General features: G+C 73.3%; 21 protein-coding genes. 18 read left to right on the forward strand and 3 right to left on the reverse strand.

Features of this window, described 5'->3' with window-relative positions:
* Positions 1-143: 143 nt before the first annotated feature.
* A complete protein-coding gene (locus PJ985_RS17385) occupies positions 144-926 on the reverse strand; it encodes an AfsR/SARP family transcriptional regulator (RefSeq protein WP_271684717.1) in 783 nt (260 codons plus the stop codon).
* A 351-nt stretch (positions 927-1,277) separates the two neighbouring features.
* Between PJ985_RS17385 and PJ985_RS17390 the strand changes: the two genes are divergently transcribed.
* The 17 genes from PJ985_RS17390 (at position 1,278) to PJ985_RS17470 (ending at position 21,168) form a co-directional block, all read left to right on the forward strand.
* On the forward strand, positions 1,278-3,041 hold the full coding sequence (locus PJ985_RS17390; RefSeq protein ID WP_271684718.1) for a fatty acyl-AMP ligase: 1,764 nt from the start codon (positions 1,278-1,280) through the stop codon (positions 3,039-3,041).
* Between the two features lie 32 nt (positions 3,042-3,073).
* The gene (locus PJ985_RS17395) at positions 3,074-4,879 is read left to right on the forward strand and encodes an acyl-CoA dehydrogenase family protein (protein WP_271684719.1); all 1,806 of its coding nucleotides are present in this window, start codon (positions 3,074-3,076) and stop codon (positions 4,877-4,879) included.
* Positions 4,876-6,612 (forward strand): acyl-CoA dehydrogenase, encoded by a 1,737-nt coding sequence (locus tag PJ985_RS17400; protein WP_271684720.1) that lies wholly within the window; start codon positions 4,876-4,878, stop codon positions 6,610-6,612. Before PJ985_RS17395 ends, PJ985_RS17400 begins: the two co-directional genes overlap by 4 nt.
* Positions 6,613-6,650: 38 nt before the next feature.
* Positions 6,651-6,956 carry an acyl carrier protein gene (locus PJ985_RS17405; RefSeq protein WP_271684721.1) on the forward strand — a complete coding sequence of 102 codons (306 nt, stop codon included), beginning with the start codon at positions 6,651-6,653 and terminating at the stop codon, positions 6,954-6,956.
* Positions 6,953-10,024 (forward strand): type I polyketide synthase, encoded by a 3,072-nt coding sequence (locus PJ985_RS17410; protein WP_271684722.1) that lies wholly within the window; start codon positions 6,953-6,955, stop codon positions 10,022-10,024. The genes PJ985_RS17405 and PJ985_RS17410 overlap by 4 nt, the downstream gene beginning before the upstream one ends.
* Positions 10,021-11,040 (forward strand): 3-oxoacyl-ACP synthase III family protein, encoded by a 1,020-nt coding sequence (locus tag PJ985_RS17415; RefSeq protein ID WP_271684723.1) that lies wholly within the window; start codon positions 10,021-10,023, stop codon positions 11,038-11,040. The genes PJ985_RS17410 and PJ985_RS17415 overlap by 4 nt, the downstream gene beginning before the upstream one ends.
* Complete coding sequence (locus PJ985_RS17420; RefSeq protein WP_271684724.1) at positions 11,040-12,929, forward strand: HAD-IIIC family phosphatase; 1,890 nt, start codon at positions 11,040-11,042, stop codon at positions 12,927-12,929. The genes PJ985_RS17415 and PJ985_RS17420 overlap by 1 nt, the downstream gene beginning before the upstream one ends.
* Positions 12,926-13,183, forward strand: a complete 258-nt coding sequence (locus PJ985_RS17425) for an acyl carrier protein (RefSeq protein ID WP_271684725.1) — start codon at positions 12,926-12,928, stop codon at positions 13,181-13,183. Before PJ985_RS17420 ends, PJ985_RS17425 begins: the two co-directional genes overlap by 4 nt.
* A complete protein-coding gene (locus tag PJ985_RS17430; RefSeq protein WP_271684726.1) occupies positions 13,180-14,025 on the forward strand; it encodes a 2-oxo acid dehydrogenase subunit E2 in 846 nt (281 codons plus the stop codon). The genes PJ985_RS17425 and PJ985_RS17430 overlap by 4 nt, the downstream gene beginning before the upstream one ends.
* Positions 14,012-14,671, forward strand: a complete 660-nt coding sequence (locus PJ985_RS17435) for a 4'-phosphopantetheinyl transferase family protein (RefSeq protein ID WP_271684727.1) — start codon at positions 14,012-14,014, stop codon at positions 14,669-14,671. The genes PJ985_RS17430 and PJ985_RS17435 overlap by 14 nt, the downstream gene beginning before the upstream one ends.
* Complete coding sequence (locus tag PJ985_RS17440) at positions 14,668-15,798, forward strand: alpha/beta fold hydrolase (protein WP_271684728.1); 1,131 nt, start codon at positions 14,668-14,670, stop codon at positions 15,796-15,798. Before PJ985_RS17435 ends, PJ985_RS17440 begins: the two co-directional genes overlap by 4 nt.
* A 157-nt stretch (positions 15,799-15,955) precedes the next feature.
* Positions 15,956-16,705 carry a thioesterase II family protein gene (locus PJ985_RS17445; RefSeq protein ID WP_271684729.1) on the forward strand — a complete coding sequence of 250 codons (750 nt, stop codon included), beginning with the start codon at positions 15,956-15,958 and terminating at the stop codon, positions 16,703-16,705.
* A gap of 25 nt (positions 16,706-16,730) precedes the next feature.
* Entirely contained in the window at positions 16,731-17,951 is a 1,221-nt protein-coding gene (locus tag PJ985_RS17450; protein WP_271684730.1) for an FAD-dependent oxidoreductase, read from the forward strand.
* Positions 17,952-18,019: 68 nt separating this feature from the next.
* Positions 18,020-18,376, forward strand: coding sequence for a hypothetical protein (locus PJ985_RS17455; RefSeq protein ID WP_271684731.1), 357 nt, complete (start codon positions 18,020-18,022; stop codon positions 18,374-18,376).
* Positions 18,377-18,438: 62 nt separating this feature from the next.
* Positions 18,439-19,671, forward strand: a complete 1,233-nt coding sequence (locus tag PJ985_RS17460; protein WP_271684732.1) for a cytochrome P450 — start codon at positions 18,439-18,441, stop codon at positions 19,669-19,671.
* A gap of 155 nt (positions 19,672-19,826) precedes the next feature.
* On the forward strand, positions 19,827-20,534 hold the full coding sequence (locus tag PJ985_RS17465; RefSeq protein ID WP_271684733.1) for a hypothetical protein: 708 nt from the start codon (positions 19,827-19,829) through the stop codon (positions 20,532-20,534).
* A 136-nt stretch (positions 20,535-20,670) separates the two neighbouring features.
* Positions 20,671-21,168 carry a hypothetical protein gene (locus tag PJ985_RS17470; protein ID WP_271684734.1) on the forward strand — a complete coding sequence of 166 codons (498 nt, stop codon included), beginning with the start codon at positions 20,671-20,673 and terminating at the stop codon, positions 21,166-21,168.
* 55 nt (positions 21,169-21,223) lie between these two features.
* Here PJ985_RS17470 and PJ985_RS17475 read toward each other — a convergent pair whose 3' ends face one another.
* Positions 21,224-22,327 (reverse strand): aminoglycoside phosphotransferase family protein, encoded by a 1,104-nt coding sequence (locus tag PJ985_RS17475; RefSeq protein WP_271684735.1) that lies wholly within the window; start codon positions 22,325-22,327, stop codon positions 21,224-21,226.
* A gap of 235 nt (positions 22,328-22,562) precedes the next feature.
* Here PJ985_RS17475 and PJ985_RS17480 point away from each other — a divergent pair, with 235 nt between their 5' ends.
* A complete protein-coding gene (locus PJ985_RS17480) occupies positions 22,563-24,017 on the forward strand; it encodes a DNA-binding protein NsdB (protein ID WP_271684736.1) in 1,455 nt (484 codons plus the stop codon).
* 25 nt (positions 24,018-24,042) lie between these two features.
* Here the strand turns inward: PJ985_RS17480 and PJ985_RS17485 are convergent, their stop codons facing one another.
* The gene (locus tag PJ985_RS17485; RefSeq protein ID WP_271684737.1) at positions 24,043-25,425 is read right to left on the reverse strand and encodes a SpoIIE family protein phosphatase; all 1,383 of its coding nucleotides are present in this window, start codon (positions 25,423-25,425) and stop codon (positions 24,043-24,045) included.
* Positions 25,426-25,568: the final 143 nt, after the last annotated feature.

The following is a 25,568-nucleotide window of genomic DNA, read 5'->3' on the forward strand; positions in this document are numbered from 1 at the left end:
AGCCCGTGTGCGCGGGCCCCGGTCCGCTGGACCGGGGCCCGAAGGCGGCGCAGCCGGAGGCGGCACACCCCGGTGACGTAACGGCAGCTCCGGATCGGAGGGGGAGGCCGTTCCGCGGTGGACCGGAACCGGACCGCCTCCGGTCAGGACACAGCCTGGAGCCGGTAGCGGTCGAGTACCGGATCGGCACGGAGGACCGCCTGGTGAAGTTGCTGGAGGGAGCGGCAGGGTTCAACGCCCAGTTCGTCCTGGAGCCGGCCGCGCAGCAGGTGGTAGCACTTGAGCGCGTCGGCCTGCCGTTCGGAGCGGTAGAACGCGACCATCAGCTGCCGGTAGAAGGTCTCGCGCAGAGGGTGATCGTTCACCAGCCGGACGAGATCCGTGACGATTTCCCGGTGCCGCCCCAGCTGGAGGTCGATCTCCAGCCGCATCTCGATACCGGCGATGTACTCCTCGTCCAGGCAGGTGGCGAACACGCCGAGCATCGGTCCGTCGGTGAGCCCGGAGAGAGCCGGGCCGCGCCACAGATCCAGCGCCCGGTGCACTCGGACGGCGGCCTCCTCGAGGTCCCCCGCCTGCTGCAGCGTGCGGCCCTGCGCGAGCAGCGTCGTGAACTCGTGGTGGTCGAACTCCGCATCACCCAGCCGCAGCATGTACCCGGGTCCTTCGGTGGTGATACCGGCGGTGCCGGACCCCTCAGCGAGCTGATTGCGCAGTTGCGCCATGTAGACGTGCAGCGCGGCCCGGGCCTTGCGCGGCGGTTCCCCGGCCCACAGCTCGGACATCAGGCCGGCGGTCGAGACCACCTGGCCGACCCGCGAGAGCAGAGCCGCCAGTAAGGCCTTCTTCTTCGGCGCGCTGGGCAGCAGCGACCGCCCTTCTCTGCGATCGGTGACGGACAGCGGCCCCAGTACCTCGAAACGCACCTCGGACTCCCCAATGTATTGAGTCAATATGAAGCCGGCGACGCACAACTTCCTCGGAAGTGGTGCGGAGAGCAGGGTCAAATGAACCGAATGATGCTCGCCGAGCCTCACACGGTCTAATGGGCTCGGGCAAGAGTCATTGGCGCTTCCTGCAATGGTGGTAGTCGTCACATTGCGCGGTTGCTGAGGCCGGTCCGCCTCGCCAACCGAGCGGCCACAAGCAGCAACTGGTGCTGCCCGGAGCGGCGTTCACCGAAGAGTTCAGCGCGGCATAAGTTGCGCTTCAGCGTCACGCAAAGATAGCCCCAAGGGGTCGGATTAGCGTTTTCCGCGGATCGAGGAGGTTCGTCGGTGAGTGACGCCACAGGTCATTTCGTCCATCAATTCCAGAGGTGGGTACGGGAACGCCCGGACCATCCTGCGCTGGTTTTTATCGAGAACTTCGACAAGCCGTGTCACGGTCCGGTGCTCACCTACGCCGAGCTCGACCGGCGGGTGCGTGCCGTGGCGTACGGCCTGGTACGCCGGGGACTCACCGGCGAACGGGTCCTGCTGCTCCATCCTCCGGGACAGGAGTTCACCGTGGCACTGCTGGGCTGCTTCCACGCGGGAGTCGTCGCGGTGCCTGCCCCTCTGCCGGGAGCCGGCGGCCGGGGTGCGTCCCGGCTCACCGGCATCGTCGACGACGCCGCGGTCGCCTGCGTGCTGACCGCCGGATCGACCACGGAGGCGGTGCGGGAGTGGATCGATGAGGCGGGCCTCGCCGAGCGGGTCTCCTGCCTCGTCGAGGAGGACCTGGCCGCCGCTCCGGCCGGCCTGCCGACGCCCGACCCTTCCGCGGTCGCGTTCCTGCAGTACACCTCCGGCTCCACCAGTGAGCCGAAGGGCGTCATGGTCACGCACGCGGCCCTGGCGCACAACGAGGCCGAACTGACCCGGGGCCTGCAGCTCACCCCGGACGTCAAGTGCCTGAGCTGGCTTCCGCACTACCACGACATGGGTCTCATCGGCCAGCTGCTCGGCCCGCTGCACTGCGGTGGGACCGTGTACCTGATGTCACCGCTGGCCTTCCTCAAGCGGCCGCACCGCTGGCTGCAGGCGGTGAGCGACCTGCGGGCGACGATCACCGTCGGGCCCGACTTCGCCTACGTTCTCGCCACCCGGCGCACCACCGACGAACAGCTCGCCGAGCTGGACCTGAGCTGCCTGCGGGCCGCTCTGAACGGCTCCGAACCCATCCATGCGGCGACCCTCGACCGGTTCGTCGAACGGTTCTCCGCGGCCGGTCTGCGGCCGGATGCCATGGTGCCCTGCTACGGGCTCGCCGAGGCCACGCTGTTCGTCACCGGCAAGCCGCCGGGGGAGGGGCACCGGGGCACCGACGTGGACGCCGCGGAGCTGGAGGCCCACCGTCTGCGGCCGCCGGCCCCCGGCCGGCCCTCCCGCCGCCTGGTCAGCTCCGGCCGGCCCGTCAGCCTGGATGTCCGCATCGTCGACCCGGACACCGGAACCGAGCTGCCCGACGGCGAGGTCGGCGAGGTCTGGATCGCCGGCCCGTCGGTCGCCGCCGGGTACTGGGGCCGCCCGGACCTCACCCAGGCCACCTTCGGGGCCCAGCTCAAGGGCACGGAGGCACGGTTCCTGCGCACCGGGGACCTCGGCACCCTCCAGGACGGTGAACTCTTCGTGACCGGCCGGATCAAGGAAATGCTCATCATCAACGGCCGCAACCTCTACCCGCAGGACCTCGAACGGACGATCCGGGAAACGCACGCCGCCACCGCACGGGGCGCGACCGCCGTCTTCACCGTCGACAGCCCGGGCGGACCGGTACCCGTCACCCGTACCGTGGCCGTCCAGGAAGTCCGGCCCAAGGACCTGCGCGGCGCCGACGGCGCCGACCCGGACGAGCTCATCACCGCACTGCAGCAGCGGGTGCGGGCCGAGTACGACCTGCATCTCGGCGACGTGGTGCTGGTCCCGATCGGCCAGGTCGCCCGTACGACCAGCGGAAAGATCCAGCGCGGTGCCATGCGCAGCGCCTTCCTCGCCGGTGAACTGCGGGTGCTGCACCGGACCGGGGCCGCCCCCCGTACCGCGGCGGGTACCCGGTGACGGCGTCGGGGATTGGCTTCCGGTACGAGCCCATGGCCGGTCTGGAGGATCTCGAACGCCACCTCGCGGACAGCCCTTCCGGGACCGCCCCCGGTGCCGCCGAGCGGGACCGGGCCGACATGGCCGGGGAGTTCCCCACCGAAGCGGTCGCCGCTCTCCAGGACTTCGGGCTGCACCTGCACTACATTCCCGTCGAACACGGCGGCAGGCTGCGTGACTACGGGACCGCGGTGGCCCTGGCACGGGCGGTGGCCGGCCGGGACCTCACCGTGGCGATCGCCCACGGCAAGACCTTTCTCGGCGCGGTCTGCGTGTGGGTCGCGGGTGACCGGGAACAGGCCGCCCGCGTCGCCGGCGATGTCGCCGCGGGCCGTGCCGTGTCCTGGGGCCTCACCGAGCGGGAACACGGAAGCGATCTCGTGCACGGAGATCTGCGGGCCCGGCCGGCCGGCGCCGCGGACGGAGAACACATCCGCCTCGACGGCGAGAAGTGGCTGATCAACAATGCCACCCGCGGCGACATCGTCTGCGTGCTCGCGAGGACCGACCCGGCCGGCGGGCCCCGCGGCTTCAGTCTCTTCCTCGTCGACAAGTCCCGGCAGCCCGAAGGCGCCTTCCGCCCGCTGCCCAAGGTCGCCACCGTCGGCATCCGGGGTGCCGACATCAGCGGCTTCGCCCTGCACGGGGCGGTCGCCGACCCCGAGGCCGACCGCGTCGGGGCCGAGGGCCACGGGCTCGAGACGGTCATGAAATCCCTCCAGCTGACCCGCACCCTGTGCGCCGCGCTCTCCCTGGGGGCCGCGGACCACGGCCTGCGCGAGGCCGTCGGCTTCGCGCGGGAGCGGGAACTGTACGGCCGGAGACTGGCCGGCCTCCCGGCAGCAGCCCGCACGCTGACCGAGTGTTACGCCGACCATCTGCTCAACGAGGCGCTGTCGCTCTTCGCGACCCGGAGCATTCAGGCCCTGCCCGCCGAGCTCAGCGTGCTGTCCGCAGCCGTCAAGTACCTGGTACCGGTGCGCACCGAGGACCTCCTGGCCCGCCTCCGCCGTCTGCTGGGCGCCCGCGCCTGGCTGCGGGATGTCAACGGGGACACCCTCGCCGAGGGCGCCGGAACGTTCCAGAAGATCGAACGCGACCACCGGATCGTCTCCCTGTTCGACGGAAACACCGTCGTCAATCTCAATGCGCTGATCAGCCAGTTCCCGATTCTGGCCCGGACTCCCCGGACCGAGGCGGCCCCGAACCCCGGCCTCCGCCTCGCGGCGGACCTCAGCGCGGAACTGCCCGCAGCCGACCACCGCAAGCTGCGGCTCGTCGCGTCGAGCCGGGTGAGCGTCCTGAAGCAACTGGCACCGGCGGTCGCCCACATCGAGGCGCTGGCCGGGGCCGACCCCGTGCTGGCCCCCGTGGCGAGTGCCGCCCGCACGCTTCTCGGCCGCACCGACGCGCTGCTGACGGAGATCGCCGGGCAGCCGATCGTACCGCCGGACGTGCCCGCCCACGCCTTCGTCCTCGCCCACCGGCTCACCCTCTGTCTGGCCGGTGCCGCCGCGCTCTCCCTGTGGCTGGGCAGCCGCGCCGCACTCACCGAGCCCACCGAGGAGCCGGACGGACCCTCCGGGCGGCTCTGGCGGGACGGCGTCTGGCTGCACGCCGTCCTCGACCGGGTGCTGGAGGGCTGCGGACCGGACGGCACCGACAACCCCCGCGACGCGGCAGAAGAGGCCGCCCTCGACACCGCACACGACGTGCTGGGCCACGTGCTGCACGAGCAGGTGCTCACCGGGCGCCTCACCTCGCTGCTCCCCGCCCGGCTGGCAGGAGCGACGCCATGATGCCGCCGACCGCCCCGGCGCCCCGGAGCCTCACTTCCTCACCCGCCGTTCCCGGGCCGCCGTCCCTGGAGGCCCTCCTCGGTGACCCCTACGACCCGCGCAACCCCACCGGGCACGACGCCTTCGGCGTTGCGGACGACCGTGGCGAACCGCTCGGCGCGGGGGAGGCCGTGCTGGACTCGTGGTCCGCCAACGCCGAGTACGTGCCCACCGCGCTCGGCGGCCGGCTGGACGGGGTCGATGAGCTGGTGCGGAGGCTCCGCCCGGTGTTCCGCCGGGACGCCGGACTGGGCCTCGGTCACGGACTCACCACCCTGATGGCAGCGCTGAACGTCTGGGCCGCGGGGGACGAAGACCAGCGTGCGCACACCGCGAAGCTGCTGCTCACCGGTGAGCGGATCTCGGTGGCCTACCACGAACTCGCGCACGGCAACGACCTCACCCGTAACGCGCTGAGGGCCGTCCCCGGGCCGGGCGGCTACCTGCTGAACGGCCGCAAGCAGGTGATCAACAACGCGGGCCGGGCCCGTGCCGCCGTGGTGTTCGCCCGCACCGCGGCGACGGACGGCCCTCCCGGTGGCCGTGACCACTCACTCCTGCTGCTCGACGAGCTGGACGCCCTGCCGGCCGGCCGGTTCAGCAGGCTGCCCCGCTTCCGGACCTCCGGGCTCGCCGGGTGCCGGCTGGGTGGCCTGGCCTTCGACGACTGCCCGGTGCCCGCCGCCGCGCTGCTCGGGGAAACCGGTGCGGGCAGCGCCGTAGCGCTGCGGTCGTTCCAGGTCAGCCGGGCCGTCACCGCGGGTGCCGGAACCTCGATGCTGGAGGGAGCGCTGTTCGCCGTCCTGCGCTTCGCGGGGGAACGCGTCCTCTACGGCCGGCCGGTCACCGCCCTCCCGCACGCCCGGTCCCTGCTCGCCGGTGCCTACGCCGACCTGCACATTGCGCAGGCGTTCGCGCGCTCCGCTGCCCGTGCGCTGCACCTGTACCCGGGAGCGGCCGGCCGGTACGCCGCGGCGGCGAAGTACCTCGTGCCGCTCCTCGTCGAGGACGCGCTCGGTGACCTGGCGGTCCTGCTCGGCGCCCGCAGCTACCTGCGGGAGGGCCCGTACGCCGTGGTCGGCCGGCACCTGCGCGACATCGCCGGGCTGAGCATCGGGCACGCGGGCGGAATGGCCTGCCGGCTCACCGTGCTGCCGGAACTCCCCGGTCTCGACCCGGAGACCGAACCGGCCGGCCACCTCCTGTTCGGTTCCGGTCCGCTGCCCGCGCTCGACCTCGGCGCACTCCGGCTCCGCGGCACCCGCGCGGATCCGCTGCTGGCCTCGCTCCCGGACGAAATCGCGGCCCTCCCCGGCGACGGTGCGCCGCACCGGCCGGGGAGCGGACTGCTCGCCGAGCTCGGGGCTCTGCGCTCCGCGGCAGCAGCCCTGCCGCCCGGGGAGCGGGGCGTCACGGCGGGGCATCGCGCGCTGCGGCTGGCCGACCGCTACGCCTGGCTGCTCGCAGCGGCGAGCTGTCTCGGCGTGTACCGGCACGGCCCGGGCAGGGACGCGCCCGACGGCATGCTCGGAGCTCTCCTGCAGCGGATCGGGCAGCGCAGCGGCCGGCTTCCGGCCACGCCCGCCACCGCCCAGAGCGACGAGGTGCTCCTCGCCGATCTCCAGTCCCGCGCGGCCGCGGGCACCAGCTTCGACCTCGACCCGGACCACGTCTCCCGACAGCTGGTCCGATAGCCCGAACGATCACCCGATTCCGCCACGGAGGACCGAGTATGACCATCCCCGAGCGCACCAAGCCGAGCGCCGACGGCGCACCCGCCGTCACCCGCGGCGCAGTCGCCGACTGGCTCGTCGACCGGGTAGCGGAGTACCGGGAGGTTTCGCCCGACGAGATCGACACCGAGGTCCCGCTCGCCGAACTGGGGCTGGACTCGGTGTACGTGCTGAGCCTGTGCAGCGACATCGAGGACCGTTGGGGCCTGGAGGTCGAGCCGACCGTGGCCTGGGACCACCCCACTGTCGAAGCACTCGCCGATCATCTCCACGCGGAGATCGACGCCGCAGGGCAGGGCGGATGAGCGCCGGACCCGGGCCCGTCGCGGTCGTCGGCATGGACTGCCGGTTCCCGGGTGCACCGGACACAGCGGCGTTCTGGCGCCTGCTGCTCGAAGGGCGGGGCCCGGCCGGCCCGGTGCCGGCCGACCGCTGGGACCCGGCCGCGCTCACCGGAACCCCGGAGGGATCCGCGACCCCGGCCGGATTCCTCGACGACGCCGCTGCCTTCGACAACGAGTTCTTCGGGCTGTCCCCGCTCGAGGCCGCGGCGATGGACCCGCAGCAGCGGCTGCTCCTGCAGTCGGCCTGGCGCGCCTGCGAGGACGCCGGCATCGCTCCGCGCTCCCTGGCCGGAAGCCAGACCAGCGTGCACGTGGGGATGATGTCCAGCGAGTGGGGCACGCTGCACCTCAACGACTACCACGAGATGACCGCCCACCGGGGCTCCGGCAACGGCTACTGCATGGCGGCCAACCGGATCTCCTACCACCTCGACCTCCGGGGCCCCAGCATGGCGGTGGACACCGCCTGCTCGTCCTCCCTGGTCGCCGCCCACCTGGCGTGCACTGCCCTCCGTGCCGGTGAGGCGGACGTGGCTCTCGCGGCGGGAGTGAACCTGATCCTCACCCCCGCCCTGTCGGTGTTCTACGCCCAGGCGGGGCTCGCCGCCGCCGACGGACGGTGCAAGCCGTTCGCCGCCGCGGCGGACGGCATCGGGCGGGGTGAGGGAGTGGGTGTCGTCGTCCTGCGCAGGCTCGACGACGCGCTGCGGGACGGCCAGCGGGTCTACGCGGTGATCGAGAGCGGCGCGGTCGGCTCCGACGGCCGCAGCAACGGCCTCACCGCGCCCAGCCGCTTCGCCCAGGCCGAGGTCATGCGCACCGCGCTGCGCCGCGCGGGCGCAGAACCGGGTGACCTCCACTTCCTGGAGGGCCACGGCACGGGCACCCGGCTCGGTGACATGATCGAGGTCCGGGCTCTCGGAGACATGCACGCGGGCCGCTCCCGGCCGTTGCTGCTCGGCTCCGTCAAGGGCAACCTCGGGCACCTGGAGGGAGCGGCCGGGATCGCCGGCCTGATCAAGACCTGCCTGGCGCTGGACCACCGGACCCTGCCCGCCACCCCCGGAGGGGCGGAGAGCCCTGAACTGCGGCTCGCCGAGCACGGGCTGCGGCTCTCCGGAGGAGCCGCCCGGCTCCCCGCAGGAGAAATACGCGCCGGCGTCAGCAGCTTCGGCCTCGGAGGGACCAACGCGCACCTGGTGCTCTCCTCGGCGCCGCGCCGGCGCACCCCGGGCGGACCGGTGGACGACGCGCTGGTGCTCACCGTCGGCGCGGGAACCCCCGCAGGGCTGCGGAACAACGTGGCTGCGATGCGGGCAGCCGTCGAGGCCGAGTCCCCCGCCCGGATCGGCCAGCTCGCCTGGAGCAGCACGGCGGTGAAAACCGGTCTGCGTCACCGTGCCGCAGTGGCGGCCACCGGCCGGGCCGGGCTGCTCCAGGGCCTCGACGCGCTCCTCGCCGCCCCGGACGGCCCCGCCCGGCCGGCCCGCCGCGGGGCACCGCGCGTCGCGCTGGTGTTCACCGGGCAGGGCAGTCAGTACCCGGCCATGACCCGCGCGCTGTACCGCAGTTCGCCGTCCTATCGCAGGCACCTGGACGACGCCTCCGCGGCGCTCGGCAAGCTGGACGACGGAGCCGGGGTGGTCGACCTGCTGACCGCACCCGGCCCGGCCCCCTCGCTGGACGCGACGGCGCTCGCCCAGCCCGCGCTCTTCGCCGTCGGATACGCCCTGGCCGCCACACTCCTGGACCTCGGTCTGGAACCGGTGGCGCTGCTCGGCCACAGCATCGGGGAGTTCGCGGCAGCCTGCGTCGGGGGAGCACTCACCCTCGAGGAGGCTGCCCGGCTGGTCGCCGCCCGTGGCGCACTGATGCAGGAGCTCCCCCCGGGCGGCACGATGCTCGCGGTGCGTGCCCCGGAGGACGAGGTGCGCGCCCTGCTGGGCACCGGCCTCGGCGCGCAGGAGGACGAGGTCCTGGACATCGCCGCGGTGAACGGCCCCCGGACGGTCACTCTCAGCGGCAGCGTCACCGCTGTGGACCGGGCCGTGCTCACGCTGCGGGAAGCGGGCGTGCGGCACACCCGGCTGACCGTGTCCCACGCCTTCCACTCCGCGCTGATGCGACCGGCCGCGGAACGGCTGGCCCGCGTCGCGGAGTCCGTCCCTTCCCGTCCTCTCCGGACACCGATGCTCTCCACGGTCCGGGACGGACCACTGGACACTCTCGACGCGGACTACTGGACCGAACAGGTGTGTGCGCCGGTACGGTTCGCCTCGGCCGCCCGGCAGCTGCGCGAACTCGCCCCCACCCACGTGGTGGAGGCCGGGCCCCGGCCGGTGCTGCTCGCACTGCTGCGCGACCAGCTCGGCCCGCACACCGCCCTGGCGTGCAACCCCGGACCGGAGGCGACCGGAGACGGACTCGCCGAGGTGGTCGCGGCACTGCACCGGGACGGTTTCGATCCCGACTGGTCCCGCTGGTACGCGCCGCAGCACCGGGTGCACCGGCGGCTGCCCGGCTACGTTTTCGACGACCGCAACCGCTTCTGGTTCGCGGCCAACGGCAACACGGACGCCCGCGCCGCGGGCGTCACCCCTGCCGCGGGCGTCACCCCCGCCGGCCCTGCCGTGCCCGATGCCCCCGATGCCCCCGCCGCCCCCGATGCCCCCGCCGCGCCCGCTGCGACGGCCACGGCCGCACGGGCTGGGCAACAGCCGTCGACCGAGGTGCGGGGCCCTTCCGTGGCGTCCGGCGACATCGCCGGTCTTGTCCGCACGGCGATCACCGCGGTGAGCGGCCACCATGCGTCCCGGCTCGACCCGGAGGTGCGTCTCGACGAGGACCTGGGCTTCGACTCGATCATGGCAATGAAGCTGGCCGACCAGCTCGAGCCCCAGCTGGGGCGGCTCGACCTGGAGGCCCTCCTCCCGCACTTCACGACGGTCGGCTCGCTGACCGCGCATCTGGAAAGCGAAAACGAAGCGGCCGGGCGAAGCCGGCCCCTCCCGGAAGGAGTTCCCACATGACCGAGCTGCTGCTCGGCACCGGCGCCGCCCTGCCGGGCGACCCGCTCGACAACGAGGAGATCGGCAAGCGCTTCAGCGCCGACCCCCGCTGGGTGGAACGCTTCATCGGTACCCGCACCCGGCACCTGGGGGTCGACCTCGCCACCGGCAAGGTGACGCACACGCTCGTCGACCTGGCCACCGAAGCCGCTTCGGCGGCCCTGGGGGACGCCGGCTGCGAAGCCGGCGACATCGACGTCCTGATCCTCGCCACCGCCTCGCCCGACCAGCTGATGCCCGCCTCGGTGAACCTGGTGGCCGACCGGCTCGGCATGCACCAGGTGCCGACCTATCAGCTGCAGTCCGGGTGCGCGGGCGCCGTCCAGGCACTGGACGTGGCCCGCCGGATGCTCGGCGGTGACCGGCGCACCGCCCTGGTGATCGGTGCCGACTCGTGCGCCAAGCACCTGGTCCTCGACCACGACTTTCCCTCCCTCCCGCCCAGCGAGCTGGTCAACTACGTCATCTTCGGGGACGGCGCGGGCGCCGCCGTCATCGGTGCCGCCGAGGACGGTCCGGGGGTGCGGATCGGTCCGGTCTGCAACAGCTTCGTCGGCCTGGGCCGCGCACCCGGACAAGTCATCCGCTGGTTCGGCGCGGCCGACCGGAACAGCACCGACCAGCCCGTCGAGGAGGACTACAAGGCGATCGAGTCGGGGGTGCCGGAGCTTGCCGCCGACATGGTCGAGGAACTGCTCGACCGCACCGGATGGACGGCCGGGTCCGTGACCCACCTGCTGCCACCGCAACTGGGCGGCCGGATGACGGCCCGCATCAGCGCGGGCCTGACCGAACGCTTCGGTCTGGAGGCCACCGAGATCAGCTGTGTCGCCGACACCGGCAACAACGGCAACGCGCTGCCCTTCCTGCAACTGCACCGGGCGCGCCCCGGGCTCGCGCCCGGTGACCGCGTGCTGGCGGTGGCCATCGAGTCGAGCAAGTGGATCCGCACCGGTTTCGCCCTGGAGGTGACGTGATGAACCCGACGACCACCGGCTCCGACCCGGTCCGTGCCCTGCACGACGCGGGCGGACTGGCCGCCCGCTACCCCGAGGTGGCACAGGCGCTCGCCGCGGCCGGCCCGGCCGAGGTCAGGCGGGCGGGCAGCCTGCTGGCCACCGTGCCCGCGGACACGGTGCTCGCCGCTCACCCCGGCATCCCGGTGCTCGACATCGCGGTGACCGGGAGCTCCACGCTCACCCCCCTGGTGCCCGCCCTGACCGGCGAGCTCGCCCGGCACGGTCTCCTCGGCCGCGTCCGGGTGGGCGACCCCGGTGCGTTCGCCCTCGACCTCGCGGTTCCGGCCACCGCGGACCTCACCCTCTGCGTACTGGACGCCGGAGCGGTTTTCGACCGTTTCGGTGACGCCCCGTGGACCGTGGACGACGTGGCTGCCGCCGCCGACGACCTGCTGCAGCTGCTGACCGGCCTCGTCCGGACGCACACCGAGCACGGCTCCGGTCTGCTCCTGCTGACCACCGCCCCGCTGCCCGCCCGCTGGCCCGCACAGATCCTGGACCTCCGCAACCGGGCCCGGCTCGGCGCCGTCTGGCGCCGGTTCACCGCCGCCCTCCTCGACCTGGGGGCCGACACCCCGGACACCTGTGTGCTCGACCTGGACCCGCTGTTGTCCGGAACCGGCCCGGCCTGGGACCCCCGGCTGGCCACCTACGCCCATGTCGCGCACACCGACGCCGTCCTCGACGCACTCGCCCGACAGGTGGGCCACCTCGCCCGCGGTCTGTGCGGCCGCCTCCGCAAGTGCCTGGTGCTCGACCTGGACGGAACCCTGTGGGGCGGCACGCTTGCCGAGTCCGGCGCCGACGGCCTGGAAATGGCCCAGGGCTACCGGGGAGAGGCCCACCGGGGCTTCCAGCGCGCCGTCGCCCAGCTGGCCTCCCAGGGGGTGCTGCTCGCGGTGTGCAGCAAGAACGATCCCGAGGAAGTCGCCGAGGTGCTGCGCACCCACCCCGACCTGCTGCTGCGCGAGGACGCCTTCGTCACCGTGCTCGCCGACTGGTCGCCCAAAGTGGACACGATCGCGACGATCGCGGACCGCATAGGCATCGGCACGGACAGCCTGGTCTTCGTCGACGACAACAGCACGGAGGCCGGCCTGGTCCGCTCCGGGCGGCCGGAGATCGCCGTCATCGAGGTGGACGCCGCCGATCCGGCCGGGCACGCCTCACGGCTGCTGGCCGACGGCTGGTTCGACACCACCGAGATCACCGAGGAGGACCGGCAACGCGCCGGCCGCTACCGGACCGAGGCCCGCAGGGCCGAGTTCCGTTCCGGGTTCTCCTCACTCCAGGACTACCTGGCCGAGCTCGAAACCCGGGTCGAGATATTCGAACCGGGCGAAGGGGACATCGCCCGGCTGGCCCAGCTGACCCAGCGCACCAACCAGTTCAATCTCACCACCCGGCGGCTCGACGCAGCAGGCGTGCGCACGGCCGTGACCGACCCGGACTCCGTGGTCGCACCGGTGCGGGTGAGCGACCGGTTCGGCCGGCACGGTGTGGTCGGCGTGCTGTTCGCCCGCCGCCACGGCACGGAGCTGGTCATCGACAACCTGGTGATGTCCTGCCGGGTGCTGGGCCGCGGCATCGAGTCGGCCTGGCTGGGCGAGCTGCTCCGCTGGGCCGCGGCCGGCGGCCTCACCGCGGTCACCGGGTCCTACCGGCCGACCCCGCGCAACGGCCGGGTCGCGGACCTGTACCCCGACCACGGGTTCCGCCCGCAGGCCACCGACCCCGACGGCACCTCCTGGTTCCGTCACGACCTGACCTCACTGCCCGGCCCGCTGCCGCACCTGACCGTCGACTCGGCCCTGTCCCGACCCGCACTCTCCGGAGGAACCCCGTGACGACCCCGACCACCCCCGGCCTCGACACCGGCCGATTCCTCGGCCTGCTCCGCGACGAACTCGGCCTCGGCTACAGCGAGAGCGACCTGGACACCGCGTTCGACGACCTGCCCGGCTGGGACTCGGTGCTGCTGCTGAAGCTGCTGGGGGCCGCCGAACAGCTCACCGGACGCGCCGCACCGATGATCGACGTCCTGGAGGCCGCCGATCTGCGCGCCGTGCACGCCGCGCTGAACGGGGTGCCGGCCGCGTGAGCCGTCCCGAAGCCCCCCGGGCGCAGGAACGCCGGTCCGGGGAACATCCCCCGGGCCGGCGCACTTCCCGTACGCCGGCCGTCACCCCGGTGCCTCGCGAACGCAGGCACACCCTGCACTTCCTGTCCTTCGCCCGGTCCGCGAGCCCGGTCTTCCTCGACACCGAGGTGGATGCCGCCGCGCTGCTCGCCGACCGGGCCGCCGACCCGCGGCCGGTGTCCGTGGTGACGTACGTCGTGCAGGCTGTCGGCCGGGTGCTGGACCGGCACCCCGACGCCAACGCCGCCTGCAGCGGGGGCCCGCGTCCGCGCCGGATCCGCTACCCCTTCGTCGACGTCAAGCTGACGATGGATCGCGAGAGCGCGGGCACCCGGGTGGTGCTGACCTCCGTACTGCCGGACGCCGACCGCGCCTCGCGTTCCTTCCTCCAGCACCGCATCGACCGGCTGCGGGCCGGTGACCCCGCGACGATGCCCGAATTCGCGGGTGCCAGGGCGCTGCAGCGGCTCCCGTTCCCGGCCGGGCGACTGGCCTTCACGCTGGCCGGCCGGCTGGGCCGCCGCCACCGCCACCTGGGAACCGTCGCCGTCACCTCGCTGGGGCACCGGCGGGTGCAGCGCTTCTTCAGCACCGGCGGCACGGCACTCACCATCGGAGTCGGCCGGATCACCCCCCGTCCGGTCGTCCGCGACGGCACGGTGACAGTCACGCCCGTGCTCCCGCTGTCCCTGACCTTCGACCACCGGGTGCTCGACGGCGCGCTCGCCGCCGACGTGCTCGACGACCTGGCCGAGACTCTGGAACGGCCGCCGGAGCCGGAGCCGGGCGATGCCACCCGTTGACGCGCCCGTGCCGTTGCGTTCCGGCCTCCCCGCCCGGCGCTGGAGTGTGCTGCGCGAGCAGCTGCACCGGCAGGGCCATCTGGTCGGCCACGGCCTGGCCGGGGACTGGGGCACCGGCCGGCCCGGCTCGCGGCGGCTGATCACCACCACGCTCGGTGCGCTCCTCGGCCTGGACCCGGCGCGGATCGGTCTGGAACGCGACGGCTGCCGCAGGCCGTACGCGGTGGACCGGCACACCGGGGTACGGCTCGGGGTGGACATGAACCTCAGCCACACCGCGGACGTGCTGCTTCTCGGGGTGAGCCGGCACGGCCGGATCGGGGTCGATGTCGAACGCGCCGACCGCGACATCGCGTCCACCCCGGCCATGCTGACCCGGATCTGTCACCCGAGTGAGGAGGCCGTGCTCGCCGGGCTTCCGCAACCCCTGCTGACCGACGCCATCGCCCGGCTCTGGGTCTGCAAGGAAGCCGCGGCCAAGGCCGACGGCCGCGGCCTGGCGCTCGATTTCCGCCGACTTCGGGTGGCCGGCCTCCCGCCCCGCTGGTCGGTCGGCACCGCCCGGCTCGCGAACTCCGGGCGTCCCGGCTACTGGAGCGCGGCCGTGCTCGTCCCCCCGCCCGACCACGAGGAGTACCACCCATGACACCCCCTGCCATCCCGCTGTCCGAACTCGCGGACCTGGTCGTCCTGCACGCCCGTGCCCAGGGCATCGACCCCCGGGCCTGCCGTCGCGTGCTGGCCGGCATCGACTCCGTTGCCGGTGACCACCGGACAGCCTGGCCGCAGGCGTGGACCGCGGTCGGGGACCGGCACCTCGCCGCCGGCCGGCACCTGGCCGCCTGCCGGCATTACAACCTCGCCCGCTTCCCCTTCGCGGGCGACGAGCCCCGCCGGAGCGCCGCCCGCCGCTGCGTCACCGCGTTCGACGCCTGGCGGCGCTCCCGCGGAGGCATCGGCCGGCTCACCCTTGAGCTCACCGGCGGCCGGGTGACCTGCTGGACCGCGGGACTGGACCGGGACCGGCCCCGCCCGCTGCTCCTGGTCATGGGGGGCATCGTCAGCATCAAGGAGCAGTGGGCGCCGTTCCTGCTGGCCGCCCGCCGCCTCGGCGTCTCCGTCGTCGTGACCGAGATGCCCGGCGTGGGGGAGAACACCTTGCGTTACGGCCCCGAAGCGACCGAAATGATCCCCGAGCTGCTGGACCGGCTGGGCACCCGCGTGTGCGCCCCCGGAGTGCACGTCGTCGGGCTGAGCTTCGCCGGCCACCTCGCGCTGGCCGCAGCCCGTGACGACTCCCGGATCAGCAGCATCCTCACCGTCGGCGCCCCGGTCGCCGGCGTCTTCGCGGATCCGGCCGTCTGGCGGACGCTGCCGCGCACCACCACGGGGACGCTCGCCCACCTGACCCGCACCGGCCCGGAGGAGACCCGCGAGACCCTCGCACCCATGGCCCTGAGCCCCGGACACCTCGCCGCGCTCCGCATCCCCGTCCGTTACGTGGCGAGCCGGCACGACGAGATCATTCCCCGCCGGGAGTGGGAGATCCTCGCCGAGAACGTGCCCGACCTGGAGTGGGTCGAGTTCGACGATGTGCACGGCTCGCCGGCCCACCTCACCGACACCCGGATCTGGCTGCTGCGGCAGGTGATGGAACAGCTCGGTGACCGCCGTGCGCGGCTCCTGGGAGCCGCGCTGGCCGTGCGCGGTCGCAGCACCCGCGGCGGCAGCACCCGGGCCGGCCGGCCCACCGGCCCTCTGCGCCCGCGATGAGCCGCCGCAGCCGTCCCCCGGCGGGCCCCCGTGACCACGTGCCGCCGCTCTGCGCCACCGCCCGGCCCGGCGGCGGACGCTCCCTTGACCACGTGCACCTCCCGGGCGACCCGGCTCCGTGCCGGTCCGTCCGGGCCGACCAGGAAGGCCTCCACCGGTGACCGAAGACCCGATCACCCTGCTCTGCTTCCACCACGCGGGTGGCAGCCCTTCAGCATTCCGCGCGTGGCGCGGCGCCCTCGGCCCCCGGTTCGAGCTGCACGCGGTGCCGCTCCCGTCCCGGGACGCCCGCACCGGCGAGCGCGCCCACGACGACCTGCGCAGCCTCGTCGAAGCGCTCGACTCCGAGCTCGACGACCTGATGAGCCGGCCGCACATGATCTTCGGGCACAGCATGGGCGCACTCGTCGGCTACTGGCTGGTGCAGCGCCGGATGGCCCGGGGCGCCCCGCTGCCGCTGGCATACCTGGCAGCCGCCTACGCCGCTCCCCACCTGGCCCGGTCGGTGGTCACCGGAGTGGACGTGGACCGGGTGGACGACCGTACGCTCGCCGAGCGGCTCAGTGCCCTCGGCGGACTCCCGCAGGAGCTTCTCGCCCGCCCGGAGTGGCTGCGACTGGTCCTGGGAACCGTCCGCGCCGACCTGCGCGTCTGCGCCGGACACCGTTTCATCGCCGCACCCGCGCTGCCCGTACCCGTGCATGTGTTCGGTGGCCGGCACGACCCGCTGGTGGACGCCGGCCAGCTGCACGGATGGCGTCGGCACGCCGCCGCCGGATTCGGTCTCGACATCCTCGAAGGCGGTCACTTCCTCGTCCAGGACGCCTCCGCCGGCCTGCTGGACGTGCTGCGGGACCGGCTGGAAGAACTCGCCGCCCCGCTCAGCAGCCACCTTCAGCCCGTGTGAGACCCCGAACCCTCAGGAGAACCCGATGAACACTCTCACCACCGACGTCTGCGTGGTCGGCGGAGGTCCCGCCGGACTGGCCCTCGCCCTGGGCCTGGCCCGCGACGGCCACCAGGTCGTGGTGCTCGAACAGAGCCCGCGCTTCGACCGCAGCTTCCGCGGCGAGTCACTGTCCCCCGACGGCGTCTGGCTGCTCGACCAACTGGGGGTCCTGGACGATGTCGTGAGCCGGGGGGCGCTCACGGTCGAACGGCTGGAGATCAGCGAGGGCTCCAGGACCGTTCTGCGCACCGAGTTCGCAGATTTCGCCTATGCCCGCCGCTACCCGATGGAGATCCCGCAGCCGACGCTGCTGGCCTCCCTCGCCGATGCCGCCGCCGACCACCCCGGGTTCGACCTGCGCAGGGGCTGGACCTGCACCGGCCTCATCGAGGAGGCCGGCGTCGTCACCGGAGTCCGCTACCGCGGCCCGGACGGCCCCGGAGAGGTCCGGGCCTCCCTCGTGGTCGGCGCCGACGGCCGCTACAGCAAGGTCCGCTCCATGTCCGGGCTGGCACACGAGAAGCGTCCGCTGGAACGGGACGTGGTCTGGCTGCGCACCCCGCGGCCGGAGGCCTGGGACCGGGGGGTCTACCGCATCCGGCTGCAGGGAGCCCGGCACGGACTGTTCATCCCCACGCACCCCGACGATGTCCGTATCGGCTTCAACATTCCCAAGGGCGGCCTGCGAGAGCTGCGGAGCGAAGGTATCGGTGCGCTGCACCGCACGCTCGACACGCTGGCTCCCGAGCTGTCCGGCACCGTCCGTGAGACGGTGACCGACTGGGCCGGCACCACTGTTCTGGACATCTTCACCGTGGAAACCCCGCAGTGGTCGCGGCCCGGCCTGGCGCTCATCGGGGACTCCGCGCACACCCTGACCCCGATCCTGGGACAGGGAGTCAACCACGCGCTGATCGACGGCCACGTCCTGGCCGGCCTGCTGGACCGGCCGCTGCGGGCGGCGGGCGGGCGGCGCGCCGACCTCGTGGGGGTGGCCCTCGCACGCTTTCAGGCGGAGCGCCAGCAGGCCGTGCGGATCTCCCGGAGCCTCCAGCTGCGCCAGGAAAGGGCGTTCACACTCGGGAGCCGGCCGGCCGTCGCCGCGCGCTCGGCGCTGTACCGTGCCATGCACGCGAGTACGTTCCTGCAGCGGCGCATCCTGTGCACCGCCTACTTCCAGCTGCAGCCCGAACTGGCCGCCTGAGCCGGCCGCCCGAGAGGACCGAGACCATCGACGGACCCGGACAGCCGGCCACTCGGGCAACACGCCCGGTGTGGTACCCCGGCTGGCTCTTTCTGGCCCTGTTCCTCCTTGCCTTCGCCGGGTTCGAAGTGGTCAAGCACGGCGGGTGGGTGATCCCGCTCGCCGTGCTCGGAGCACTCGTGCCGCTCGCGGGCACGGCTGCTCAGCGGCTCCCGCGCACCACGGACGCGCAGGAGCGCCGGCCGGGGCTGCCGCCCCTCCGGTGGCTGTGCCATCCGGTCCCCCCGGTGCTGGTGCTCATCAGTTTCACCGTGTTCCCCGACACGCAGCAGCAGGCCGCACCGGGTTTCACCCTCGGGCTCATGTGGCTGGCCGTCGTCGCGCTCCTGAGGGCCCGGAGGCCGTTCCGGCAAAGCGCCGCCTAAGGACGGGCTCAGCGGCGGGGGACAGGGTGGGTGACGACCGACCCGCCGCACAGGGAGACCGCATGGACGTCGAGAACCCCACCGCACCGGCCGACACCGCGCCCGCTTCGGGGTGTCCGAGGCAGTACCCGTTCCACCGCCCCTCGGCCATCGAGCTGCCACCGGTCTACCAGGACCTGCGTGCCGAGGAACCGGTTGCTCAGGTGGTGCTGCCCAGCGGTGACCTCGGATACATCGTCAGCCGTCACGCCGACGCCAAACTCGTGCTGGCGGACCCCCGCTTCAGCCGGGCGGCGATGCTGGCCGAGGGCGCGCCCCAGCTCACCGTCGCCCCGATGCCGCCCAACAGCCTCTTCTCCACCGACCCGCCGGAGCACACCCGGCTGCGGAAGCTCGTGACGGGGGAGTTCACCGCCCGGCGGATGCGGGCCCTCGAGCCGCGGATCCAGGAACTGACGGATGCCCTGCTCGACGACATGGAGAAGCAGGGCGGTCCGGTCGACCTCAACCAGGCCCTCGCGTTCCCGCTGCCGGTGCAGGTCATCTGCGAGCTGCTCGGCGTACCGTTCGAGGACCGCGAGAAGTTCCGGGCCTGGTCGAACGCCATCGTCTCGCTGACCTCCCACACTCCGGAGGAGATGGTCCAGCAGCGCATGGAGATGGCAGGCTATATCCACCAGCTGATCATCCGGCGCAAGGACGACCAGGGTGACGACCTCCTCAGCGCACTGACGGTGGCGCACGAGGAGGAGGGGAAGCTGGACGAGGTCGAGCTCATCGTGATGGCGATGACGCTGCTCGTCGCCGGTCACGAGACCACTGTCAGCATGATCGGTGCCTGCGTGCTGACGCTGCTGCGGCACCCCGAGCAACTGGCCCGGCTCAAGGAGGACCCGGACTCCATGGGCGACATGGTCGAGGAGCTGCTGCGGATCAACCCCATCGGCGACGGCGGGCCGTTGCGGATCGCGGTGGAGGACGTCGAGATCGCCGGCACCGTCATTCCGAAGGGCAGCGCGGTAATGGCGGCGGTGTGCTCCGCCAACCGGGATCCCGAGGTGTTCGACCGGGCCGAGGAGTTCCGCCCGGAGCGGGACCACAACCCTCATCTGGCCTTCGGTCACGGCGTGCACCACTGCCTGGGAGCGGCACTGGCCCGGTCCGAGCTGCGGATCACCATCGGCAGTCTGTTCCGCCGGTTCCCCACACTGCGCCTGGCCACCGATGTCGGAAGCCTGCGGATGAAGACCGGCATGCTTGTCCACGGGCTGGAGAAGCTCCCGGTCACCTGGTGACGCCCGACCGGTGACCCCTGGACGCACCGCGGCCTCCAGCGGCCGCCCCTCCGGCCGGAACGGCAGCCGGACCGGAGGGGCCCCGCGGACGGGGCAGACTGTGCGTACCTGCAGACAGCCGGAGCCGTCAGAGCCCGGCCCGATGAGAGGACAGCGTGGAACAGACCGTCCGGAACCCGACCCGCACCCGCCACGACGAAGGCCCGGTGACGGCCCGCTGGGGCGCCGGCCTCCTGCTGGCTGCCGGGCTGCTGTTCGCCGTCTACCCCGCCCTGCGGCCCTATTCCGACGAGACCACGCTCGACGGAGCGTCGGCCATGGCCTCCGACGCGTGGATGGTCTCGCATCTGTGCGCGATTGCCGCGCTCATCCTGCTGCCGCTGGGACTGCTGGGCCTGCGCACCGCTCTGTTGGAGACCCCCGGCCGGCGCGCGGCGGGTGCCGGCGCTCTCCTCGGCTGGCTCGGAGCCGGAGCCGTGCTGCCGTACTACGGCGTGGAGGTCTTCGGGCTGCAGGCCATCAGCGCCGAGGCCGCCCGCGCGGGTGACGTGGCCCTGCTCGAGCTGGCGGAGGACATCAGGTTCGGCGCCGTGCCGGCACTGCTGTTCGGCACGGGGATGATCCTGCTGGCCGCAGCGGGAGTCTGCGCCGCCCGGGCGGTCCGGAATGCCGGAACGGCCCGGCCGTGGTTCGGTGTTCCACTGGCCGCGGCGCTGGTGCTGTTCCTGCCGCAGTTCTTCGGCCCGCCCGCTCTGCGGATCGCGCACGGTCTCCTGTTCGCCGCCGGCTGCGCGCTGCTCGCCGCGGAACTGTGGCGCCGTCCGCCCGTCCCGGAACCGCAGGCCGCCGGACAGCGGAGCTGAACGGGCCGGATCGGGCGCGTCACCTCACGCCCGGTCCGGCGGCCGTCCGGTGCCGGACCGCCGGACCCCGCGGCGGGGCGCCGTCCCACCGGAGCGCGGCACAGGGCTGCGAGGAGGTCCGCGTACCATGGGCGCCATGTCCTTTCTCCGTCGGCGCAGTGCCGCCACACCCGCCGGGCCGGACTTCGACGTGCTGGCCATGGACCCGGGGGACTGGCCGGGAGTGCTGGGTGCCGGCCTCCTGCCCGCCCCCGACGGCAGCTGCCAGGGCGTGCTGCTGCGGTACGACCTGTTCGGCGGGCGCGGCCCGGCGATGGTGATCGGTAACCTTCCTGAAGGGTCTCCCGCCCGCGATCTGGGCGATACCGAAGTCCCCTTCGAGGTGGCGCAGTTGCTCGCGGCCCTGGAGAACAAGGAGGACATCCGGGTCACCGGCACGGAGGAGGTTCCCGTCATGCATGAGGGCAACCTCCTCATCGTCCGGCGGATCCGCTGTTCGGAGGGCCGGATCGCCTGCGTGCAGTTCGACCGCAGTGACGGGGTCCTCGTCACCATCGCCAGCTGGGACCGCCCGATCACCGACGAGCTCTATCAGCTCCTGAAGCCGCTGCCCGCCGAGATGTTCCACCAGTGACCGGGGTGCCGCCCGGCCGCGCCCCGGGACGGTGACACCGCCCGGGACCGGGAAGTCAGCGGGTGCCGACAGCGGCCCGAACCCCCTGTCTGGCCAGGGCGCAGTCGTCGTGCAGCCGGCGGAGCAGCAGACGCTTCCGCTCGCCGGGCGGCATGGCGTCGCTGGGCCCCTCACCGGTGCTCCGATCCTCCGGCGGCGGCTTCCGCATCGCGTGCTGGACCGCCTCCTCGCACCGGCGGATTTCGCGGACGAGCACGAGCATCAGGTTGACCAGAAAGGCGTCCCGGCCCTCCGGTCCCCCCGCCTGCGCCGTCCGGCTGATGAGCCGGCGGACCGCCGGAACGTCGCCGAGCGCCGCCCACAGCGTGGCGAGATCGTGGCCGGGGAGGTACCAGCCGGCCGCACCCCAGCCCACCATGGCCGGACCGGCAGGTGACAGCAGCACATGATCGGGGCGGGCGTCGCCGTGGCAGAACTGGCGGGGCAGCTCCTGCCGGGAACGGCCGCGCAGACCGTGCAGCAGGGCCTGCAGGTCGCTCACATCACGGTCCGTCAGCAACCCGAGGGCGTGGTAACGCGCAAGCCGCGCTGAGTAGTTCACCATCTCGTCGAAGGTCTCTTCAGGAGGCTGCCAGTGATTCAGCCGGCAGATGCCGTTCAGCGCTGTCCGCAGGTCCAACCCCGGCGGGTGCCGCTGGACGGCGGCAGCCCGGCCCGGGACGAACTCGGCGACCAGCGTGCAGCTGCCCGGATCAGCCGCGATGAGACGCGGCGCCCGGATCGGCGGCCGGTGCCGGACGAAGACACGGTAGGCGGCTATTTCCCGGCGGAACAGCCCGGCCGGTACGGGAGCGGCTGCCGGCAGACACTTCGCCACGGCGGTCCGCCGTCCCAGCCTCCCGGCGATCAGAAGGGTGTGCCCGCTGTCCCGGAGAACCCGCACCGGGCTGAACTCCGGGCAGATGTCCTGCACCGCGGACAGCGCGGAACGCAGCCGGACTCCCCGCACCCCGGAGACGTCCAGCCGGCCACCGGCCGGCTCGGGGCCGGTGCCCGGCCGACGCTGCCGCTCGTCCGTGACTGCGGCCGGTGCACCGCTGAGCGTGCCGCTCGATCGGGGACGGGACCGGGGGAAAGCGACGGAGGGAGCTGAGTACATGGCTGAGCCGGGTCCTTTCGTCGGCCGAGAGGATGCGTGCGCCGTCCTGCCGAGGAACCCGCGGGCACCCTGGGGGTAGTGCCCGCCGGGCCCCGGACCGGGGCGGCGCGTCCCTACTCCATCCCGGCGCACGGGTGGCACACCATCTGGCGGACCCTGGCGGACCCTGGCGAACCGACTCGGCACCGCCGTCCGGCGGTTACTGTCGACCCAGCCGAGATCCTGGGGGCTTGACGTGACCAAGAGACCCAACACCCGTTTGGCGGATCTGTTCGGAATCGCAGGGTGGTCCAAGGGCGAGCTCGCGCGGCTCGTGAACCGGCAGGCGGCGGCCCTCGGCCATCCGCAGCTGGCCACGGACACCTCGCGGGTCCGCCGCTGGATCGACCGGGGCGAGACCCCGCGGGATCCGGTGCCCGAGGTGCTGGCGTCATTGTTCACCGAGCGACTCGGCCGTGTCGTGACCATCGAGGACCTCGGGTTGCGCCGGCCAGGAGCAGCGGGCGGTCGGCAGACCGTCGACGGACTGCCGTGGGCTCCCCGGCGTACTGCCGCGGTCCTCACCGAATTCACGGGAATGGACCTCATGCTCAACCGACGCGGCATGGTGGGTGCGGGCGCCGCGCTCGCCGCAGGATCAGCACTCAGTGACGCCATGCACGACTGGCTCCGCGGTGATCCGGCTCCGGAGGCCGGCCTGCCCGTCCCCGGCACGGATCCGGCCGGCCTCGACCGGTACGAGGCGGCCCCGGTCGGCTCGGAGGAGATCGCTGCGCTCGAGCAGGCGGTCGAGATCTTCCGGGCCTGGGACGCCTCCCGCGGGGGCGGGCTCCAGCGCAAAGCGGTGGTCGGTCAGCTCAACGAGGTGGGCGGCATGCTGGCCTACCGGCATCCCGGGCACCTCCAGCGGCGGTTGTGGGGCGTGGCGGCGAACCTGGCCGTGCTCGCCGGCTGGATGTCGCACGACGTGGGCATGGAACCCACCGCGCAGAAATACTTCGTCATCGCCGCCCACGCGGCCCGCGAGGGCGGGGACCGGCCCCGCGCCGGGGAGGCGCTGTCCCGTGCCGCGCGCCAGATGGTCCACCTCGGGCGGCCCGACGACGCCCTCGACCTGATGGAGCTCGCCAGGTCGGGCTCCGGAGAGGAAGCCCTGCCCCGCACCCGGGCCATGCTGTGCACCGTCGAGGCCTGGGCACAGGCAGCCGCAGGCCGGGAGCAGGCCATGCGGCGGGCTCTCGGACAGGCCGAGGAGCTGTTCGTCTCGGACAAGGGTGATACCCCGCCGCCCAGCTGGATGCAGATGTTCGACGAGGCCGACCTGCACGGCATGCAGGCACTCGCCTACCGGACCCTTGCCGAGTACCGGCCCTCGGCGGCGAAGCCCGCCGAGGGGCACGCCAAGCGGGCGCTGGAGCTGCGGGGGGAGGGACGCCAGCGGTCGTGCATCTTCGACCACCTCTCCCTCGCCTCGGCCTGCTTCCTGGGGGACGAGCCGGAACAGGCGGTGAGCTCCGCCCGGCTCGCCCTGGTCAGCATCGGCGAGACCTCCTCGCACCGCACGTGGGACCGGCTGCGCCAGATGTACCGCCTCACCGGGCGCTACGCCGGGTACGGCAGGGTCGAGAGCCTCCGCACCGACATCGAGCTGGCGCTGCCCGCTGTCCGCACGGGGCACGCTCCCGCCTGATCTGCGGGCGGCTGCGGCCCCGGCCTCACCGCACCCGGGCGACGAGCACACAGGCATCGTCCTCCCGGGGAAGGACGTTGCCGGCGTCCACGATCAGCCGCAGTCCGCCCCGGGCAGTGCCGGCGGCGGCGATCCGGGGAGCGAGCGTCACCAGCCGGTGGTCCGCCCGGTCGCGGGTGGCCGGGCGGACCACCGGAGCCGGCGGGAACAGCCCGTCGGTGTGCAGCACCAGCACCTCCCCGGGCGCCAGCCGGTCGGTCCGCTCCTCGTAGACGGCGTCCGGGAAAGCACCCAGCAGCGTGCCTTCAGGCCGGGGCACGCTGCGCCCCGCCTCCCGCCCGCAGAGAACCGGGGCCGGGTGACCGGCCTGCGCCCAGACCAGGGTCCGGTCCGCCGCCCGGTACCGACAGCAGACGAGCCCGGCCAGGACCGGATACGCGTGGTGCTCAAGGAGCTCGTTCAGGTGGGACAGCAGGGCAGCCGGGCCCACCCCGGTCAGGCAGATCCCGCGCAGGGCACCCCGGAGAGCCACGGAATTCCCGGCCGCCGCGGTGCCGCCCCCGGAGACGTCCCCCACACTCAGCACCGTGCTCCCGTCGGGGAGCTCCATCGCGTCGTACCACTTGCCGTCCCCGGGGGAGCATCCGCCGACGGGCAGACAACCGGCCGCTAGATCCAGCGACCCCGGACCGGTCCGGCCGCCGCCCTGTCCCGGAGCCGGCCAGGGGAGTGCTCGGTGTACCCGCTGGTCCGCCACGGGCCGGCTGCCGCCGGCCCCCGTGCACGCCCGCTCCCCGTCCCGGCCCCCTGCCGGACCGGCCCCGGGCGGCTCGTCGGCCTCCCGGACCACCGCGCGCAGCGCCACCGTGCTGCCCCTCTCGTCCAGCACCGGCTCGCCCGCCATCCGCACCGTCCGCCGCGCCCCGTGCCGGACGACCCGGAACTCGCACTCGGCCGGCCTGCCGTCGATCAGCATGCGCGTGACCGCGGAGGTGAGCACCGGCTGATCCTCGGGAACCAGACACGACGGCAGCTGGTCGAGCGTCAGCGGCCCTTCACCGGCCGCCCTGCCGAGGATCCGGAAGACCTCCTCGGACCAGAGCGCCTCGTCCGTCAGCAGGCTCCACTCCGCACGGCCGGAGCACTCCCCGGGTGCTGTCCTTCCGTCGGGGAGAAGCGGCCCGCGAAGCCGCTCCAATTGCTCACCGGCCTCCTCGAGCCTGCGGGAGGCGAGCTCCCAGGCGGCTCGCCGCAGCGGACCGGGCGGTCCCGCCGGGCCCGCCTCCTCCGCCTGGGAGACAGCGGCAACCCCGTCCCGCAGCCGGCGGGCGAGCAGGACGAGATCCTCCGCCGTCCCCGGGCCGGGCCGGTCGTCGGAGTGGTCTTCCGGTTGCTGGGAGGAGAGCATCACTGGTCCCCGGATGCGGCGCGGATCGGGCGGGCCCGGCGGTGCGGGCGGCTCGGACGACTACAGACTCTCGCACAGCCGGGTACGGAGCGGCAGGGTTTCGGCCGGTCCGGGAGACCGGCCCGCCCGGCGGGGCGGGAACC

This window comes from Streptomyces sp. ACA25 (assembly GCF_028200735.1).
GTDB lineage: Bacteria > Actinomycetota > Actinomycetes > Streptomycetales > Streptomycetaceae > Streptomyces.